The 16268-nt window shown below is 67.4% G+C and carries 18 protein-coding genes, 2 tRNA genes and 1 pseudogene; 17 read left to right on the forward strand and 4 right to left on the reverse strand.

Annotated features, from left to right (window positions below; translation table 11 throughout):
• The coding region (locus tag ACFQEV_RS02895) for a glycoside hydrolase family 32 protein (RefSeq protein WP_379692500.1) at positions 1-1443 on the forward strand (1443 nt) is incomplete at its 5' end.
• A gap of 13 nt (positions 1444-1456) precedes the next feature.
• Here ACFQEV_RS02895 and ACFQEV_RS02900 read toward each other — a convergent pair.
• On the reverse strand, positions 1457-2764 hold the full coding sequence (locus tag ACFQEV_RS02900) for a glycoside hydrolase family 68 protein (protein WP_379692501.1): 1308 nt from the start codon (positions 2762-2764) through the stop codon (positions 1457-1459).
• A gap of 213 nt (positions 2765-2977) precedes the next feature.
• On the opposite strand from ACFQEV_RS02900, the gene ACFQEV_RS02905 reads away from it, so the two are divergent.
• The 5 genes from ACFQEV_RS02905 (at position 2978) to ACFQEV_RS02925 (ending at position 6414) form a co-directional block, all read left to right on the forward strand.
• Entirely contained in the window at positions 2978-3883 is a 906-nt protein-coding gene (locus ACFQEV_RS02905) for an acyltransferase (RefSeq protein WP_379692502.1), read from the forward strand.
• A gap of 94 nt (positions 3884-3977) precedes the next feature.
• A complete protein-coding gene (locus ACFQEV_RS02910) occupies positions 3978-4298 on the forward strand; it encodes a DUF7577 domain-containing protein (protein WP_379692504.1) in 321 nt (106 codons plus the stop codon).
• Positions 4299-4364: 66 nt separating this feature from the next.
• Positions 4365-5093 (forward strand): Nmad3 family putative nucleotide modification protein, encoded by a 729-nt coding sequence (locus ACFQEV_RS02915; protein ID WP_379692505.1) that lies wholly within the window; start codon positions 4365-4367, stop codon positions 5091-5093.
• A gap of 59 nt (positions 5094-5152) precedes the next feature.
• Positions 5153-5815: a hypothetical protein gene (locus ACFQEV_RS02920; RefSeq protein ID WP_379692507.1), complete on the forward strand. Its 663-nt coding sequence runs from the start codon at positions 5153-5155 to the stop codon at positions 5813-5815.
• 44 nt (positions 5816-5859) lie between these two features.
• The gene (locus ACFQEV_RS02925; protein ID WP_379692508.1) at positions 5860-6414 is read left to right on the forward strand and encodes a hypothetical protein; all 555 of its coding nucleotides are present in this window, start codon (positions 5860-5862) and stop codon (positions 6412-6414) included.
• 89 nt (positions 6415-6503) lie between these two features.
• Here ACFQEV_RS02925 and ACFQEV_RS02930 read toward each other — a convergent pair.
• Positions 6504-6574, reverse strand: a tRNA-Gly gene (locus tag ACFQEV_RS02930).
• Between the two features lie 312 nt (positions 6575-6886).
• Between ACFQEV_RS02930 and ACFQEV_RS02935 the strand changes: the two genes are divergently transcribed.
• The 7 genes from ACFQEV_RS02935 to ACFQEV_RS02965 all read left to right on the forward strand — a co-directional run bounded on the left by ACFQEV_RS02935 (position 6887) and on the right by ACFQEV_RS02965 (position 11963).
• Complete coding sequence (locus ACFQEV_RS02935; RefSeq protein ID WP_379692509.1) at positions 6887-7132, forward strand: hypothetical protein; 246 nt, start codon at positions 6887-6889, stop codon at positions 7130-7132.
• A 236-nt stretch (positions 7133-7368) separates the two neighbouring features.
• The gene (locus ACFQEV_RS02940) at positions 7369-8337 is read left to right on the forward strand and encodes a manganese catalase family protein (RefSeq protein WP_379692510.1); all 969 of its coding nucleotides are present in this window, start codon (positions 7369-7371) and stop codon (positions 8335-8337) included.
• Between the two features lie 22 nt (positions 8338-8359).
• Positions 8360-9244, forward strand: coding sequence for a substrate-binding domain-containing protein (locus tag ACFQEV_RS02945; RefSeq protein WP_379692511.1), 885 nt, complete (start codon positions 8360-8362; stop codon positions 9242-9244).
• A gap of 255 nt (positions 9245-9499) precedes the next feature.
• Positions 9500-10204 (forward strand): DUF2270 domain-containing protein, encoded by a 705-nt coding sequence (locus tag ACFQEV_RS02950; protein ID WP_379692512.1) that lies wholly within the window; start codon positions 9500-9502, stop codon positions 10202-10204.
• A gap of 163 nt (positions 10205-10367) precedes the next feature.
• The gene (locus ACFQEV_RS02955) at positions 10368-10616 is read left to right on the forward strand and encodes a hypothetical protein (protein WP_379692513.1); all 249 of its coding nucleotides are present in this window, start codon (positions 10368-10370) and stop codon (positions 10614-10616) included.
• 172 nt (positions 10617-10788) lie between these two features.
• Entirely contained in the window at positions 10789-10989 is a 201-nt protein-coding gene (locus ACFQEV_RS02960; protein ID WP_092531561.1) for a DUF1328 domain-containing protein, read from the forward strand.
• A gap of 140 nt (positions 10990-11129) precedes the next feature.
• Entirely contained in the window at positions 11130-11963 is an 834-nt protein-coding gene (locus ACFQEV_RS02965) for an NAD+ synthase (RefSeq protein ID WP_379692515.1), read from the forward strand.
• A gap of 41 nt (positions 11964-12004) precedes the next feature.
• Here ACFQEV_RS02965 and ACFQEV_RS02970 read toward each other — a convergent pair whose 3' ends face one another.
• Positions 12005-12709, reverse strand: a complete 705-nt coding sequence (locus ACFQEV_RS02970) for an enoyl-CoA hydratase/isomerase family protein (protein WP_379692516.1) — start codon at positions 12707-12709, stop codon at positions 12005-12007.
• Between the two features lie 60 nt (positions 12710-12769).
• Here ACFQEV_RS02970 and ACFQEV_RS02975 point away from each other — a divergent pair, with 60 nt between their 5' ends.
• From ACFQEV_RS02975 to ACFQEV_RS02990, 4 genes are all read left to right on the forward strand, one after another.
• Complete coding sequence (locus ACFQEV_RS02975; protein WP_379692518.1) at positions 12770-13555, forward strand: DUF7114 family protein; 786 nt, start codon at positions 12770-12772, stop codon at positions 13553-13555.
• Between the two features lie 74 nt (positions 13556-13629).
• Positions 13630-13701, forward strand: a tRNA-Thr gene (locus tag ACFQEV_RS02980).
• A 180-nt stretch (positions 13702-13881) separates the two neighbouring features.
• Positions 13882-14019 carry a hypothetical protein gene (locus ACFQEV_RS02985; protein WP_379692520.1) on the forward strand — a complete coding sequence of 46 codons (138 nt, stop codon included), beginning with the start codon at positions 13882-13884 and terminating at the stop codon, positions 14017-14019.
• A 339-nt stretch (positions 14020-14358) separates the two neighbouring features.
• Complete coding sequence (locus tag ACFQEV_RS02990; protein ID WP_379692521.1) at positions 14359-15837, forward strand: short-chain fatty acid transporter; 1479 nt, start codon at positions 14359-14361, stop codon at positions 15835-15837.
• Positions 15838-16064: 227 nt separating this feature from the next.
• Here ACFQEV_RS02990 and ACFQEV_RS02995 read toward each other — a convergent pair.
• Positions 16065-16247, reverse strand: a pseudogene (locus ACFQEV_RS02995) (alcohol dehydrogenase catalytic domain-containing protein); the annotation flags it as partial.
• Positions 16248-16268 lie beyond the last annotated feature (21 nt).

A 16268-nucleotide genomic window follows, 5' to 3' on the forward strand; every position in this document is an offset into this window, starting at 1 on the left:
GACCACCGGCGGCCGCGCTACCACCTCTCGCCGCCGGGGGGATGGCTGAACGACCCGAACGGGATAATCCAGCACGAGGGGACGTACCACGTCTTCTACCAGTACAACCCCGGCGGGCCGTTCCACGGGACCATCCACTGGGGGCACGCGACGAGCGAGGACTTGGTCCGCTGGGAGGACCGCCCTGTCGCCCTCGCGCCCGACCCGGACGGCCCGGACCGAGACGGCGTCTGGTCGGGGTGCGCCGTCCGCGACGAGGACGGGACGCCGACGCTCGTCTACACGGGCGGGCGCGGGCGCGACCAACTCCCCTGTCTGGCGACGACGGACGACCCGACGTTGGACACGTGGGAGAAACACGGCGAGAACCCCATCCTCTCGGCCCCCACCGACTCCATCGACCTGCTCGAAACCGACGACTGGCGCGCGGAGTTCCGCGACCACAACGTCTGGCGCGAGGGCGTTGACGAGGGGACCTCGTCAGGCCGCCGGACGGAGTCCGGCGATGACACGTGGTACCACCTCATCGGCGCGGGCGTCGAGGACACGGGCGGGGCGGCGCTTCTTTACAGAGGACCGAACCTCCGCGAGTGGGAGTACGTCGGCCCCCTCTTGGTCGGCGACTGGGAGGGCCACGGCGTCGTCTGGGAGTGTCCCGAACTGCTCGACTTCGGCGAGAAACAGGTGTTGCACGTCTCGAACTACAGCCACGTCGAGTACTTCCTCGGCACCGCCGACCTCGGGGACCCCTCCTTCGAGGTGGAGCACCGCGGACGACTGGACTACGGCGATTACTACGCCCCGCAGTCGACGCGGACGGACGACGGGCGCGTCCTCACGTGGGGGTGGACCCCCGAGGCCCGCGACGCGGAGGCGCAGTGGCACGCCGGGTGGTCGGGGCTGTTGACCGTTCCCCGCGAACTGTCCGTCGAGGGCGGCGAACTCCGTCAGCGACCCGCGCGGGAACTGGCCGACCTTCGCCGCCGCCGCGCCGCGGAGGGGGATATCTGCCTCACCCCCGGCGAATCGCGCACGCTCGACGTGTCCGGCAACGCCTACGAACTCGCGTTCGACGCGCGGACGGAACCGGGGGCGACGCTCGAACTCGGCCTGTTCGAGTCGCCCGCCGGCAACGAACGAACCGCCGTCCGCTACGACGGCGACGAACTCGTCGTGGACCGCTCGGAGAGCGCTCTCGACGGCGTGCCCGATACGAGCGAGCAACGGATGCCTGTCGAGGGAGACTCCCTGTCGCTCCGCGCGTTCGTGGACGGGTCCGTCGTCGAACTGTTCGCGAACGAACGGCGCTGTCTCACGAGTCGCGTCTATCCGACGCGGGCGGACGCCGAGGGCGCGTCGTTCCGGGCCGTCGGCGGCGACGTCGAACTCGCGGAGACGGCCGCGTGGGAACTCGGCGCGGCGTTCGAGGCGCGGGAGCGCTGACCGAGAGTCGAGGTCAGTACTCTCCGTCTCCGTCGCCATCGCCGCCCTCCGCTCGCTTCCACCACGGTTTGGGCAGTTCCTCGCGGGGAAGCGGCAGATGGCCGTGGTCGAGTGCGCCGACGACGCGCGTCTCCGCCCCGTCGAGTTCGATTCGGACGGTGGGCGCGAGCGTTCCGCCGAAGCGACGACGCTGTTCGTCCTCCGGGAGGAGGGCAACGTCGTCCATCGTCGGGCGGTCGTACTCGCGGTAGTTGAAGAAGGAGGTGGCGAGGAGTTCGTCGCCGTGGTCGTACGCCAGCCACGAGTACGCTTGGAACGGCGCGCCCGCCGGGTTCGTGACGACCATCCCGTGGCCGTTCAGCGGTTCGTAGTCGCCGCGCAACCCGTCGGCGACGAAGCCGTAGAGGGCGTCGTACCCCTCCAGTCCGGGGGCGAACGTGTGGACGTGGCTGGAGACGAACAGGTAGTACCGCCCCTGACGGACGACGAGGTGCGGGCGTTCGAGTTCCTGATTCACGCAGACGGCGTCTAAGAGGGGCGGCCGGAGTTCGAAGTCCGTCGGGTTGCCCGTCGGCGAGTGGGCGACACCGACGCTCCCGTTGAACTCCTGTTGGCCGGCGTCGCCCCCGCAGGCGTCGGAGCCCTCCGGAACCGGCGTGTTCGCCTCGAACAGCAGGTACGTCTCGCCGGAGGCGGGGTCCTCGAAGAACCACGGGTCGCGGAACGTGTACGTCATCCCGCGGTACTGGGCTTCCGTCTCGTACCACTCCCCGTCGGGTTCGAGCAGAATCGAGTGCTCCCACGGGCCGTCGACGGTCACTCCGTCGTCGTCGACGGTCACCGCTCCGCCCTCCGCGAGAGCGATTCGCTGCGAGTAGGAGAGTTCCTTCTCCCTCGCGCGCCCGGCGGCGGTGTAGTAGCAGTAGAGGGTTCCGTCGTCGTAGAGCACCGACCCCGCCCACTGCCGAGAGCCGAACGCCTCGCCGTCGAACACCGGCCCGCCCGTCTCCCAGTTTTCCCCGTCATCGGAGTAGAAGTAGCGGAGGGTGGCCACGTCGTGGCGCTTTCCGGGGAGCAGGTCCGAGGACGCCGTCAGCGCCACGATGACCCGATAGCCGTCGATTTCGGCGATACTCCCGTCTCGCTCCCGGAGGAACCACGTGTCCCAGACGTGGAGTTCGTCGTCGATCCGTTCGTCCGTCGGGTAGATGACCGGCGCGACGTTCGAGTCCTCGCGCCGGAGTTCGGACGCGTGGTCGCGCATCCACGCCGCCCGCGCCGGCGCGTCCGACGGACCGTCCGGTCCTCGATTGCCGTCCATGGCGACATCCTCTCGGACGCCGCTAAAGTGCGCGTCGGTCTCTCATCGTTGACTCACGCGGTAGTAGTTCACCCCGCTCCGTCGCCGATATCGAATCGCCGCAGTACGCACTCGTATCCGCCGAAATCGCGGAACGACAGGCGAGGAGATCCGGTTCACCACCGCCTGCGCACAACCGAACCGATTTGTCTTCGGGAGGCGAACCTAGGTGCAATGACGAAAGTCCACGTCTCTCTCCCTGAGGAGGCGGAGCGGAACGTCCAGTCGTTCATCGACGAGGTGGACGAGCGACTCTCCTCCGAGGAGGACACCTGTAAGGTCGTGAGAGACGTTCTCATCGACCTCTACGGCGACCGCGGGGCGTACGAGCGGTGGCAGGCGGGCGAGGATATCTCCGCGGCGGAACGCGTTCGGCTGCAGGGGTACGACCCCTGCAACGCGACGCTGGAGTCGGAGTACTACGCGGAGAAGGACGAAGAGGCGTTCACGCGCTCGAAGCACCTCCAGTGGCTCTGGCGGCAGTTCGACGCGACGCCGATGGCCGACAACATCCACTTCGCGCTCCGGTTCCGGCAGATGCTGGCGAAGCATCTCTTCGACGAGTGCGGGGACAACTGCCGCTTCTTCAAGGGCATCACGTTCACCTACGGCCACAACATCACCGTCGGCGACAACACCGTCGTCCACGACGACGTCCACCTCGACGACCGGGGGAAGCTGACCATCGGCGACCGGGTGTCCATCTCGGACAACGCCCACATCTACAGCCACGACCACGACATCGTGGACCAGACGCAAGTCGAGAACTTCCACACCATCGTCGAGGACGACGCCCGCGTCACGTACGACTCGATGGTGCGCGCCGGATGCCGCATCGGGAAGAACGCCGTCGTCGGCGCGCGCGCCGCCGTGCAGGGCGACGTGCCCCCCCATCACATCGTCGTCGGCATCCCCGCCAAGAGCGTGAAGGTGAAACCGGGGTGGGAGTCCGTCGCGGAACCCATCGAGGACCGACTCACGAACCGGCAGGACGAGCGGAAGATCCCGTACGACCTGCCCGACGGGTTGGACGCGTTCGACGAGTTCGACCGCGACCTGTCGCCGCCGGACGCCTCCTGACCCCGACCTGCGGGCGGACGCCGACGAACGCGTCTCGGCCGCCGCGTTCCCCCGCGACCGAAGGATAAAGTGTCTTGGTATCGTTTATCACGGTATGGACGCGTGGGGATGGATAGTCGTCTACGCCATCGGCCTCACGGTGCTCCAGCTGGTGGTGTACCGATACCTCCTCAGCGACGACGAGGGCGTCACGTACGAGGGGGGGTTCGGGAGCGACGGGGAGGACGCGGAGTCGCGTGCGCGGACCGCGCCGCGGGGACGCGACGCGGTGGGCGTCTCGCGCCTGCAAGCGACGGAGGCGTGGGACCGGGAGCAGACCCGGTCGGACGCGCGCGTCTGTCCGCGGTGCGGGGTGGAGAACGAACCCGACCGAACCTTCGACCGGTGTTGGAACTGCACGAGTCGGCTCACGTGACGCGCCCGTCCGCCCGACGACGCTCTCGCCGACGTTCGACCGCCGCGTAGTCCGACCGCTCCATTCATGCCCCGCGCAATCGCCATCAACGTCGCCGCCAACACGAACCTCCCGGGCGTCCGGGGGCCGGTATACCCCGACGGGACGTTCGCCTACGTCCCGATCCCCGAACGAGAACCGACGCGTCCCGCCGCCTCGGTGCCGACGTACGCGGACCTCGACCCGCCGGTCGAACTCCCCCCGGAGGTGATGGACCGACCGGTCCACCTCGACCCGGAGTTCGAGACGTACCCCTTCTGCGAGTCGTACACGTACGGCGACGAACACGCGGTGAAGGCGGGTCCGCTCTCGACGCTCGACCCCGGCGATTGGCTCCTCTTCTACGCCACGCTGGATTTCCACGGCGAGTACGAAGACGCCGCCTCTCACCTCCCGCCCGACTGGGGCGTCTACCTCATCGGCGCGTTCGAGGTGGACGTCGCGGTGACGGGAGAGGAGTACGAGACGCTCCCGACGGCCGACCGGGAACGCTTCGCCAACAACGCCCACGTCAAGCGCGACCCGTTCGACGCGAAAGTCCTCGTCGCCGGGACGCGGAACTCCCGCCTGTTCGACCGGGTGGTCCCCCTCAGTTCCCCGACGGCGGGCGCGGAGGCGAACGAAATCGTCACCCGACTGTCGAACGACTCCGGCCGCGGCCCGTGGTGGCGTCGCCGCCTCTGGTTCGACGAGGACGCCGCCGCGACGCTTCTGGCACTCCTCGACTCCCGGCAGTTCGCCGAGTTCTTCGGGTGACCATCCGGCAATCCGGCGCGTAGCGAGGATTATCTCCTCAGCGCGCGATTAGTGAGCCTATGGCAACGACTCAGAGCGACGGGTTCACCGCGGTCGAGCACCGAATCATCCAGGGACGGGAGGTGCGCATCCTCCGGTACCCCGACGAACTGCACATCCAGTGGCGCCCCGGCCGCCCCGTCTACTACGGCGTCCGCGTCGGCGACCGAATCAAGAACGCCGCGAGCGACGTGGAGTCGGTCCGCATCGACGAGTGGGAAGTCGCGGAGATCACCCCCGAACGCGTCGTCGGTCGACACGCCCGAACCGGCGAGGAGACGACGTGGGACCGCGAAACCTTGGAGAAGGCGTTGGTCGTCGGTCGGTACGCGACGAACCTCTCGGAGTTCGCACTCGTGACGGCGTACCCCGTCGGCAGTTGGGCGGCGTACGACCCCGAGGCGGCCCCGGGACTGGAGTACCGCGGCCGACCGTACCTCACGGTCATCGCCTACGGCAACAACGGCGAGAAGTACGGCCGTCGATACCGCTTCGCCGCGGAGGGCGACGCCGCCCGCGTCGAACTCACCGAGGAGGACCCCAAGATAGCCCGCCTCTCGGAGGCGATGCGCGACCACCTCGACGAGGTGATCGCGACGGCACTCGAAGACGACGGCTACGTCGTCGTCTCCCCGCCCGAATCGGGGACGGACGCCGCCGGCGACGCTCACGCTCGAACGTAATTCTCGACGGCAAACCTTTTCACCCCTGCTACGGAGTCGCGTTCATGAACCGACGCGACGAACCGACTGCTCGACCGCTCTCTCGCCGCAATCTCCTCTCGCTCTCCGCCGTCGGGGCGGCGGCCCTCGCCGGGTGCGGCGGAACGAACGCCCGAAACGACGACCGAACCGCGACCGGCGAACCCACCGACGACGGAGGCACCGCCGACGGAACCGCGACCGAGACCGAAACCGCGACCGCCGCCGCCGACGACCGGACGAGTCTCGGGTACGTCAGAGTGGTGAACCGCCACGGCGAGGCGCACACGATGCACGTCCTCGTCGAACGCGGCGGCGAGGTGGCCTTCTGGTCGTCCTACCGACTCGGCACCGGGTCGAACGAGGCGATGAAACGGGTAGAGGGGCCGTGGACCGACGGTCGAGGGAACTACACGGTCCACTTCCGAATCGACGAACGCGAGGAGTGGCGGACGTTCGACACCGGGAAGACCGACTTCCCGTGCTACGGCCTCGAAGGCCGCATCGACGCCGACGGCGGACTCGGCGTCTGGGTCGAAGACACGCCCGACGCCTGCGTGACGACTACGGCGCGGGAGTAAGGAACCGGCTTCGCCTCGGAGAAGATGCGCCGACCGGGAGTTCATCGAGCGAAGCGAGGTGAACGTCGGCGGCGGACGACTGACAGGAGTGCGCCGACCGGGAATTGAACCCGGGCTATTAGCTTGGGAAGCTAATGTCCTACCACTGGACCATCGGCGCGCACGTCGTTCGCACCGAGCATCGACGGACACCGTCCGTCTCGGCGTCGGCGCTCGCATCGAAATCAGGGCGCGGCCGTTTATATCGATTACGAATGACACCCCGGAGCCCTCTCGACCCTATCACCTTAGGCATCAGTGCGAAAGTGTAGCGAAACGAGTGATAACCGCGGTCAGAGGCACCTATCTCGAGTTCTCCCCTCCTTGCGTCAGTACGTTCTCGACGGAGCGAGTGGCGACAACCGTTCGCTCCGCCGGATAGACCGGCGAACTGATACTGAGGCCTAAGTGCGACCCACGCGAGGCGACGACCATGAGCGACTCCGATACCGGACCGGTGGCGGTGCCGCGTCAGGTCCACTGCGAACTCGTGACGATGCGCCAGATGGGGACGCACGACATGCTCTCGGAGGAGGTTCTCGACGGGCTAGCGGAGTACAACTTCGACGCGGCGCGGCAGTGGGTCCTCGAACACCCCGACGAGTACGTCCGCGCCCTCGACGAGGGCACGACGGTGAAAGCGGGCGGGGACGCGGACACGTCGTCCGAGCGAGCGTAGTCCGGACCCGACCGAATCTCGTTCTCGTCGCAGTCTCCCCCCGTCAGCGCCGCCTCTCGCCGCGTAGAAACTCGAAGCAATCCGCGCCCGGTTGATGAGCGAGCGAGAATCTGACAAACTAAATACAATACCGAGAGAGGGTGTTAAACCGGATAATTTGCCGATACTCGCACACTCAGGGGCATCCCGTATCAGATATATGTGACATTGGGTTGTGACTTCAGACGGTGTCATAGATGTTCTACCACGAAGGCGACCAACTCCAGTACAAGGTCGAAGTCGAGGAGCCGGACCCGGTGTTCGCGAAGATGCTGCAGGAAGGCATCGGCGGCGTCGAAGGCGAACTCCGCGTGGCCCTCCAGTACATGGCGCAGGCCATAGGCCTGCCGAAGACGGAGGAGTTCAAGCCGTACCGCAGAGCGCTCATCGACACGGCCGCCGAGGAGTTCGGCCACATCGAGATGTACGCGACGGCTATTCACAAGAACCTCCAAGGCGCACCGGTCCAGCTGAAGGAGGACGTTCTGGACGGGAACGACTACGCGACGCTCGCGGGACTGCAACCCCGACAGTTCCTCTCCAGCGGTCTGAACCCTCTGTTCGTGGACGCCAACGGCGCGCCGTTCAACGGGAACTACGTCGTCGCCTCCGGTAACCTCGCGGCCGACATGTGCGCGAACATCTCGGCAGAGTCCACGGGTCGGCAACTCGCGTGCCGCCTGTACGAGATGACCGACGACTCCGGCATGAAGGACATGCTCGCGTACCTCATCGCCCGCGACACGATGCACCAGAACCAGTGGGTGCAGATTCTGAAGGACCTCGCCGACCCCGAGGACCCGTGGGACGTGTTCCCCATCCCGGACAGTTTCCCGGACGAAGCGGAGAATCAGGAGTTCAACTACGCGTTCATGTCCACGAACCTCGAAGAGCAGCCCGACCCCGAGACGCCGTGGACGACGGGGAAGTCCCCGGACGACGAGGGGACGTTCTCCTACACCACCCAACAGGACCTGGAGGGGTACGACCCCGGAATACAGCCGTCGAAACCCGAGACGTTCAACGACCCGTCGCCGCAGGGCGAAGACGCCTTCGCGGGTGACGGCGAGAACCACACCGAGACGGAGACGAAGACGCACACGGAGACCGAAACCGACACTCCGACGAACACGACCGATTCGACCGACGACGGCGACGGGAAGTAACCGGTGACGGAGTATTCGTCCAATGACCACGACTAACGACGCTCGCGGGTCCCGCGGAAGCGACCGATATCCGACCTCGCGCCGGACGTTCCTCGCGATGGCGGGGGCGACGGCCGGGGCCGGTCTGGTGACGGGGTCTGCGGCGGACGGTGCGGGGCGCGCCGGAACCGTGACGATAGACGCGAGTCCGTCCCAACGCGCCGCGGCGGGCATCGCCCTCGACGGACTTCGGACCCGGAATCCGAGCGCGGACGTCTCCCTCGACGTCGCGGAGACGACGGAAGCGCTCGGGCGGTTCGCCGAGGGCGAGGTGGACGTGTTGGTCGGTAGCCGACCGATACTGCCCGACGAACGGGCGCGCGCGGCCGAGAACGGCGTCGCGTTCGAGGGCCGGGAGATTCCGACCGACCGGATGGCGTTGCTCCCGCCGGGGGCGTGGTGCGACTGCCTCCGGCCGAACCGACTCGCCGAGACGTGGGGCGGCGACGGACCCGTCGAGACGTGGGCGGAAGTCGCGCGGGGCGGCGCGGCGGGTACGGCGGGCGCGGTCACCGCCCACCGCCCGTCCGACGCGGCCGGCGGGGAACGCGGGGCGAGTCGCCGTTCGCGCGCGGCATCTCCGGCGTCGGACGGAACGGTCCTCGTCCGAGGCGTCAGGGAGTTCCAGTACGCGACGGGCTCCGGCGGCGTCGGCTACTACGCGCCGGGGAGCGACGCTCTGGCCGCCCCCGACGCCGCAGAGCGAAACGGCGAGTCGACCCCGCTGGTCCGACTCGGATTTCTCTACGCGAACCGCGAGTCGCTTCGGCGACGGCCGGTCGAGGAGTTCCTCCGGACGTACGCGAGACAGAGTGCGCGGCGCGTCGGCGGCGTTCCGTACTTCGCCAATCCGATAGACGGCGTGTGACCGGCCGTCCGCCGCCTCCTTTCTCAATCGCACCGGTCCGATAGCCGCACGATGCGGGGCTACCCGTTCGACACCGGGAACGAACTCCGCCCGCGCCCCGACTCGGCGCGAGACGCGTCCCCGTAGAAAGCGCCATCGTCGCCCCGCGCGTATGGGTAGTATGTCTCCGAGGATTCCCACACGTCCCCGCTCGAACCGCAGCGCCCGCAAAATCCAGTTCCGCGAGTCGAAGTCGCTCCGCGGAGGGGGCGGGCGGTGACCGCCGGTCCCGAAACGTTCGACTCTGCGGCCCCCGAGGCGCGGGAAGTCGCCGGCGTCGCCGGAACCAACCGCGACGAGTTCCTCGAACTGATGCCGCACTACTACCGCGGCGAGGTGTCCCAAAGCGGGACCCTGCTCGCTCGACTCGACCTGACGACCGACTGGGCGATAGTCGTGGTGGCGGCGGTGCTGGCGCTCGCGTTCCAAGGGACGGACACCACGGCGTACCTCCTCCTGATAGGGATGGTCGCCGTCTCGTTGTTCCTCCTGTTCGACGTGCGGCGGTACCGGACGTACGACGCGAGTCGGTCCCGCGTCCGCGTGTTGGAGGAGAACCTCTTCGCGAACTCGCTTCACCCCTCGGGCGCGCCCCTCGAAGAGTGGCGCATCGAACTCGGCAACGACCTTCGGACGCCGACGCTCAAGGTGTCGTACCGCGAGGCGCTATCGCGCCGACTGCGGCGCGTCTACTACCCCCTCTACGTGCTGTTGGGGGTTGCGTGGCTCTTCCGCGTGACGCTGTTCGAACCGGAGCAGTCGCTGTTAGCGACGGCGTCCGTCCCGGGCGTCCCAGGCGCCGTCGTCGTCGCGGCCGTGGGAGGGTTCTTCCTCCTCGTCACCGCACTCACCGTCTGGCCGATTCGGCGGCAGGCGAAAGGCGAGTTCCACGGCGCGAAGCCCGGGAGTTGGAAGCGCTGAGGTGACGCGATTTCCCCCCTCGCGCCGGCGAGTCTGGGTCGCGAGTTCCGATTCGACTACCAACATATGTAGGTGGTGAGGAGATATCGACGGAGCGCGTACAACAGAATAAGCGTAGGCGGCCCGGGGCGGGCGCGGCCGACCCGACCGACGCACCACGACCATGAACGAAGAACTCCTCAGCAGGACCCGAAACGCGAACAGCACGGACGAACGCCTCGACGCGTTGGCGGCCGCGGTCGAAAAACAGGGAGAGCAGATTCGGTGGCTCGAAACGGCCCTCAAAGCCGTCGGGAGGGCGACGGGCGTCAACGTCTGCGGTCGCTGCTCGAAGTGTTCCGACGGCGTGATGCTGTCGCGGGACGGCGTCCTCAAGTGTAGCTCCTGCGGCACGACGTGCTACCTCGGCTGACGCCCGCGAAAGTGTTCGCACAGTCAGGAACGACAACCGTTTTCCAAACTGGTTTGGCGGGGTCCTCTTCTCCGTCGCCGGTGTATCTGTAGGTGCCCGAGTCCAACGGAAGCGGGAGCGGCGGCGAGCGGACCCCGTTCGCCGGGGACGCGGGCAGGAGAGTGAGACACCCATGTTACAACCGACGATCGCTCAGGTACTGTCGCCCCTTCAGTTCAGCGGCGATTTCCTCTACTACGCGCTGGTGTTCTTCGTGTTGGCACTGGTCGCGTACGCAGTCGGTGCACAGGGAATCGCCGGACTGTCGATGGACATTGCGAAGATTCTCGTCGTGGTGTTCCTGGTGTTAGCCGTCGTCGCGTTGCTGCTTTAGCCACACGCCGACGGCACCTCACGATTTTCGACGCGCTCCGCCCGCGCACACCGCCCGCCCCGACGTGATCGGCTGGACGTTCGTCCACCGGACGCCGACAGCACGTGACTATTAGTTCTCCGAGACGGTATTCGCAGTCGATGAGCGAAGAAACGACGGTTCTCAGTCAGTCGGCCCCGCTCGACCTCCGCCTCTCGGACGAAGAACTCGAACGGACGCGCGACCACATCCTGCAGTTCATCCGCGACGTCGTGGACGACGCCGGCGCGGAGGGCGCGGTTCTCGGTCTCTCGGGCGGTATCGACAGCACGGCCACGGCGTACCTCGCGGCGGAAGCACTCGGCGAGGAGAACCTCCACGGCGTCGTGATGCCGAGCGAGGTCAACGCCGAGGAGAACATGAGCGACGCCGAACGCGTCGCCCAGGCGCTCGGAATCGAGTACGACGTCGTCGAGATTCAGCCCATCGCCGAGCAGTTCTTCGAGGCGTTCCCCGAGGCGGCCGACGACAAGCGCGCCGCCGGCAACGTCTACGTGCGGACGCGGGGCATCCTCGGCTACTTCGTCGCCAACTACGAGAACAACATCGTCCTCGGGACGGGCAACCGTTCGGAGGCGCTGTTGGGCTACTTCACGAAGTTCGGCGACCAAGCGGTGGACTGCAATCCCATCGGAAACCTCTACAAACAGCAGGTCCGGCAACTCTCCGCCTCGATGGGCGTTCCGGACGACCTCGTGGCGAAGACGCCCTCCGCGGAGATGTGGGCCGGACAGACCGACGAACAGGAGATGGGGATGGATTACGACACCCTCGACGCCGTCCTCGCCCTCCACGTCGACGGCCCCCTCTCGAAGGCGGCCACCGTCCGAAACCTCGACGTCTCCGAGTCGCAGGTCGAACGCGTCGTCGAACTCTACAAACGGAGCGAACACAAGCGCCGCATGCCGCCCGCGCCCGAGTCGCTTCGTCCCTAACACCGATTTCGGATCTTTTGGGCGCTCTCTCTCTCCGTTCTTCACTCCCGGTCGGCGGCGATGTCGTCGGCGTACCGCCCGTGGAGACGCGCGAACGCCTCCGCTTCCGCCCGTTCGCGGGCGTCGTCGTCCGCCTCGTCGCGGAGGCGTTCTTTCACGACCCGAAGCGCGTCGGGGCGGTTCTCGGCTATCTCCTCGGCCACCGGCCGCGGGTCGGCGACGACGCGGGAGACGAGTCCCATCCGCAACGCCTCCCCGGCGTCTACGACCCGCCCCGAGAGCGCGAAGTCCATCGCCTCGCCCTCGCCGACGACCCGCGGGAGGCGAACCGTCCCGCCCCACGCGCCGAACAGGCCGAACTGCACGCCCGGTTCCGCGAACGTCGCGGCGGGCGTCGCGACCCGAACGTCGCATGCGAGGGCGAGTTCGACGCCGCCGCCGCGGGCCGCACCGTCGATACCGGCGACGACGACGGCGTCGGCGTCCGCGACGGCGGCGGCGACGCGTTGGCCGTGGCGCGCGAACGCCTCGGGGTCCGAGAGGGCGGTCACGGTGTCGAGGTCCGCGCCCGCGCAGAAGGCGTCCTCGCCCGCGCCGCGGAGGTAGACGACCGGCGTCTCCGCGGCGTCCGCCTCCGCTATCGCCGCGCGCAGGGCGTCGAGGTCCGTGGGTCTGAGCGCGTTTCGCCGGGCCGGCCGGTCGATGGTCACCGTCCGAACGCGTCCGTCCGCCGTCGTCCGAATCATGCGCCGTTCTCCGGTGCGTTTTCCAAAGGTCTTTGCCCCTCCCGCCGTAACCCTCGCTCGATGGACGACGCCGTGCGGGCCCGCGATACCGCGCGCGAAGTGCTCGACGACATCGAACCCGAACGCCTCAGAGAGGTGCTGTTCGACCGCCTCGCCGACACCTCGATGACGCCCGCGGTGCTGACGTTGTTGAGCGCGCGCGCACTCGACCCGGGCATGGACGCCGACGCAGACGCCGCAGAGAAGTCCTCTGCGGGCCGCCGGACGAACGCCGGCGATACCGACGGAATCGCGAAGCAAGCCGCCGGCGTACAACTCATCTACGAGGGCCTCCGACTCACCCGTTCGCTCGCCCACGACGTCCCGTGGACGACGATGACGGACGACAGCGACATCGCCGAGGGAACCTCGGCAAGCAGTCGGGCGAAGCCCGACGACATCGCCGCGGACTTGGACGTTCTCGCGGCGGACGTACTCGTCTCTCGGGGGTTCTACCTCCTCGCCCGCACGGACGCGGCCACCCGCGCCGTCGAGGTGGTTCGGGCGTTCGGCCGCGACCAGACCCACCGCCGCGCCGAGGGCGCAGACACGGCGGCCCTCGACCGGAACTTGGAGGCCGACATCTTCGCGCTCGCCGTCCTCACCGGCACCACCGCCGTCGGCGGCGAGGCGTCGCCCGCGTTGTTGGAGTACGCGACCGACCTCGGCCGCGAGTGCGACGTGGAGGACGGCCTCGCTCCCGCCGCGACGGCGTTCTCCGAGGCGACGACCGACCGCATCGCCTCGCTGTCCGCCGCCGAGGCGGGGTCCGACGAGCGTGTGCCCTCGTCCGCGACGGACAGATAGCCCCCGTGAAACTCCCTGTCGCACCGCATCCGAATCGAAACGCCTAAAGAGAGTTCGGCATTATCAGAAGACGCGCCTGGGTAGCTTAGCGGTAAAGCGCGTCCTTGGTAAGGACGAGAGCCCGGGTTCAAATCCCGGCCTAGGCTTTTTCTGGAACCTACGTTCGGAGCGTTGCGTCTCGTCGTAATCGTCCCGTCACTCTTCCCGAATAGGAAGTCCGAAAATCGGTTCTCTGGCGTCGTCGTGACCCTATCTGAGCGAGGTAATTCCCCGTTACCCGACGGGCCCGAACATACTTTGCCGTGTCGCGGGTTACCACTAGTGAAATGCCCGAACTAACCATCTCCGACGACCTCTACAAGCAACTGGAGACGGCCGCCGACGGCGGGGACATAGAACAGGTGCTCTGGGAGATGGCCGGGATGTATCGGCGACAACAGAACCCGGAATCGGACGACGAGTGAGACGCCGACTCCGCGGTCAACTGGGTCCTCTCCGTCCGGCCGCTTCGTCGCGACGAGTACGCTAAAAGGGAACGGCGAGTTCTCCTCGCGGACCCGCCCGCGGTGCCGAACAGGACGGACTCTGGACAGACTGCCGTGATGCCGGCTCCGATTTCCCGTAGCCGAACTCGTCCGCCGGACGAGACGCCTCTTTCTCTCTCCGACGCACTCACGTCTCGTCGCCGTTCTCCGTCCGTTTTGAACTCGGCGCACCCGACTCTCTGCCGCGTTCCCGACCGAACCGCCAGAAAATCATCTATCTCGTGATTTTATGGTGCTTTGTGTGGTGTGTGGGCTCGTATGTCACACGACTCCGGCGGTACGGCGATACAACGGCTGGGAGCGCGTATCTCCAGACACGTCGAACGGTGGATGCCGAGTCCGTTCCTCTTCGCCATCCTCCTGTCGTACGTGGTGTTCGCGGGCGGACTCGCCCTCGGGAACGGCCCGGTGGAGATGGTAGGCTTCTGGAACGACGGGTTCTGGGCCCTGCTCACCTTCGCGATGCAGATGGTGCTCATCTTGGTGACCGGGTACGCCCTCGCGTACCACCCGTGGGTCCAACGAGGCGTCGCTAGGCTCACGGCGGTGCCGAACGACGGCAAGCAGGCGGTCGTTCTCGTCGGCGTCATCGCCATGGTGGTCGCGTGGGTCCACTGGGGACTCGGACTCATCGTCGGCGCGGTGATGGCCCGCGAGATGGGCCGACAGGCCCACCGGCGCGGACTGGCCGTCCACTACCCCCTCCTGTGCGTCGCGGGGTATATGGGGATGGGTCTCACGTGGCACTGGGGCCTCGCGGCGTCGGCACCGCTTCTGATGAACACCCCGGACAACGTCTTCCTCCAACAGGGCGTCGTGGACGGTCTCGTCCCGGTCTCACAGACGATCCTCCACCCCTACACGCTGACGCTGACGGTGCTCGGCATCGTCTACGGGGCGGCCATGCTCTATCTGCTCGCACCGCCCGCGGACGACGTCTCCGACATCACGGAGTACGTGCCCGAGAGCCGACTCGGGGAACCGCGGACCGCGGAGGACGGCGGCGGAATCGAGCGAGACGAAGGTGGCGCGGCGACGGCCGCGGACGACGACGACCCGGTGTACGCGGAAGACCCCGAAACCGCGGCGGAGTCACCCGGGGCGGACACGCCCGGCGAACGGATCAACCGGAGTTCCCTTCTCGGCGGCCTCATCGGGCTCGGCGGAGTGCTCTATGTCGGGTCGGTGTTCCTCACGCAGGGACTCGACGCGCTCAGCCTCGATACGATGAACTTCGCCTTCCTGTTCCTCGGCATCCTCCTGTACACCGCGCCTAAGCGGTACCAAGAGGAGTTCTACGACGCCGTCACCTCGACCGGCGGCATCATCCTCCAGTTCCCCTTCTACGCGGGCATAATGGGGATGATGAACTCCTCGGGCCTCTCGACGGTTCTGGCGGAGACGCTCGTCTCCGTTTCGACGCCGGAGACGTTCCCCGCAGTGGCGTGGATAACCGCGGGTATCGTCAACGTCTTCGTGCCGTCCGGCGGCGGCGAGTGGACCGTCATCGGTCCGACCGTCTTGAACGCCGCGCAGGAACTCGGGATTCCGATCGGGCAGGCAACGGTGGCCTACGCCGTCGGCGACGCTCACACGAACCTGTTCCAGCCGTTCTGGGCGCTCCCGCTCCTCGGCATCACCGGGATGCGCGCGCGAGACATGTTCGGCTACGCGGTGACGATGCTCCTCCTCCTCGTTCCCTTCTTGGCTCTCGGTCTGACGCTCATCCCGTACTGAAGCGTCCCTCTCCCTTCTCGGGTTCTCGGTTGTCGCGCTCCTTCTTTCCGACGCGAATCGGCGCTTCAGAGGCGGACTGGCGCGGGATTACCTCACTCTCGCAGTTCGGACACGTCGAACACCGGCTTGCACGTCCCGCCGGCGACGAACGTCTCGAACGCCTCGTCGGCGTCCAGAAGCGAGAAGCGGTCGTCGAGGAACGTCTCGCAGTCCACGTCGCCGGAGGCCTCGCCTACCTCGACGACGCGCCCCGAGTACTCGTGGCCGATGACGTTCGGGAGATTCATCCGCTCGAAGGCCGACTCGAACTCGTAGATTCTGGCGTCGCTCCCGCACAGTCCCGCGTACTCGACTTCGATAAGCGCCTCGTCGGCGTCGGGTTCGGGCGTCGGCCGTTCGACCAACTCCATCGAGCCGTGACTCCGACTCGT

Source organism: Halopelagius fulvigenes (assembly GCF_042662625.1).
GTDB classification, from domain to species: Archaea; Halobacteriota; Halobacteria; order Halobacteriales; family Haloferacaceae; genus Halopelagius; species Halopelagius fulvigenes.

Excerpts from the sequence above, each read along its gene's own strand:
- ACFQEV_RS02900 (WP_379692501.1), bottom strand. The coding sequence starts at position 2,764 with ATGGACGGCAATCGAGGACCGGACGGTCCGTCGGACGCGCCGGCGCGG.
- ACFQEV_RS02905 (WP_379692502.1), top strand. The coding sequence starts at position 2,978 with ATGACGAAAGTCCACGTCTCTCTCCCTGAGGAGGCGGAGCGGAACGTC.
- ACFQEV_RS02910 (WP_379692504.1), top strand. The coding sequence starts at position 3,978 with ATGGACGCGTGGGGATGGATAGTCGTCTACGCCATCGGCCTCACGGTG.
- ACFQEV_RS02915 (WP_379692505.1), top strand. The coding sequence starts at position 4,365 with ATGCCCCGCGCAATCGCCATCAACGTCGCCGCCAACACGAACCTCCCG.
- ACFQEV_RS02920 (WP_379692507.1), top strand. The coding sequence starts at position 5,153 with ATGGCAACGACTCAGAGCGACGGGTTCACCGCGGTCGAGCACCGAATC.
- ACFQEV_RS02925 (WP_379692508.1), top strand. The coding sequence starts at position 5,860 with ATGAACCGACGCGACGAACCGACTGCTCGACCGCTCTCTCGCCGCAAT.
- ACFQEV_RS02935 (WP_379692509.1), top strand. The coding sequence starts at position 6,887 with ATGAGCGACTCCGATACCGGACCGGTGGCGGTGCCGCGTCAGGTCCAC.
- ACFQEV_RS02940 (WP_379692510.1), top strand. The coding sequence starts at position 7,369 with ATGTTCTACCACGAAGGCGACCAACTCCAGTACAAGGTCGAAGTCGAG.
- ACFQEV_RS02945 (WP_379692511.1), top strand. The coding sequence starts at position 8,360 with ATGACCACGACTAACGACGCTCGCGGGTCCCGCGGAAGCGACCGATAT.
- ACFQEV_RS02955 (WP_379692513.1), top strand. The coding sequence starts at position 10,368 with ATGAACGAAGAACTCCTCAGCAGGACCCGAAACGCGAACAGCACGGAC.
- ACFQEV_RS02960 (WP_092531561.1), top strand. The coding sequence starts at position 10,789 with ATGTTACAACCGACGATCGCTCAGGTACTGTCGCCCCTTCAGTTCAGC.
- ACFQEV_RS02965 (WP_379692515.1), top strand. The coding sequence starts at position 11,130 with ATGAGCGAAGAAACGACGGTTCTCAGTCAGTCGGCCCCGCTCGACCTC.
- ACFQEV_RS02970 (WP_379692516.1), bottom strand. The coding sequence starts at position 12,709 with ATGATTCGGACGACGGCGGACGGACGCGTTCGGACGGTGACCATCGAC.
- ACFQEV_RS02975 (WP_379692518.1), top strand. The coding sequence starts at position 12,770 with ATGGACGACGCCGTGCGGGCCCGCGATACCGCGCGCGAAGTGCTCGAC.
- ACFQEV_RS02985 (WP_379692520.1), top strand. The coding sequence starts at position 13,882 with ATGCCCGAACTAACCATCTCCGACGACCTCTACAAGCAACTGGAGACG.
- ACFQEV_RS02990 (WP_379692521.1), top strand. The coding sequence starts at position 14,359 with ATGTCACACGACTCCGGCGGTACGGCGATACAACGGCTGGGAGCGCGT.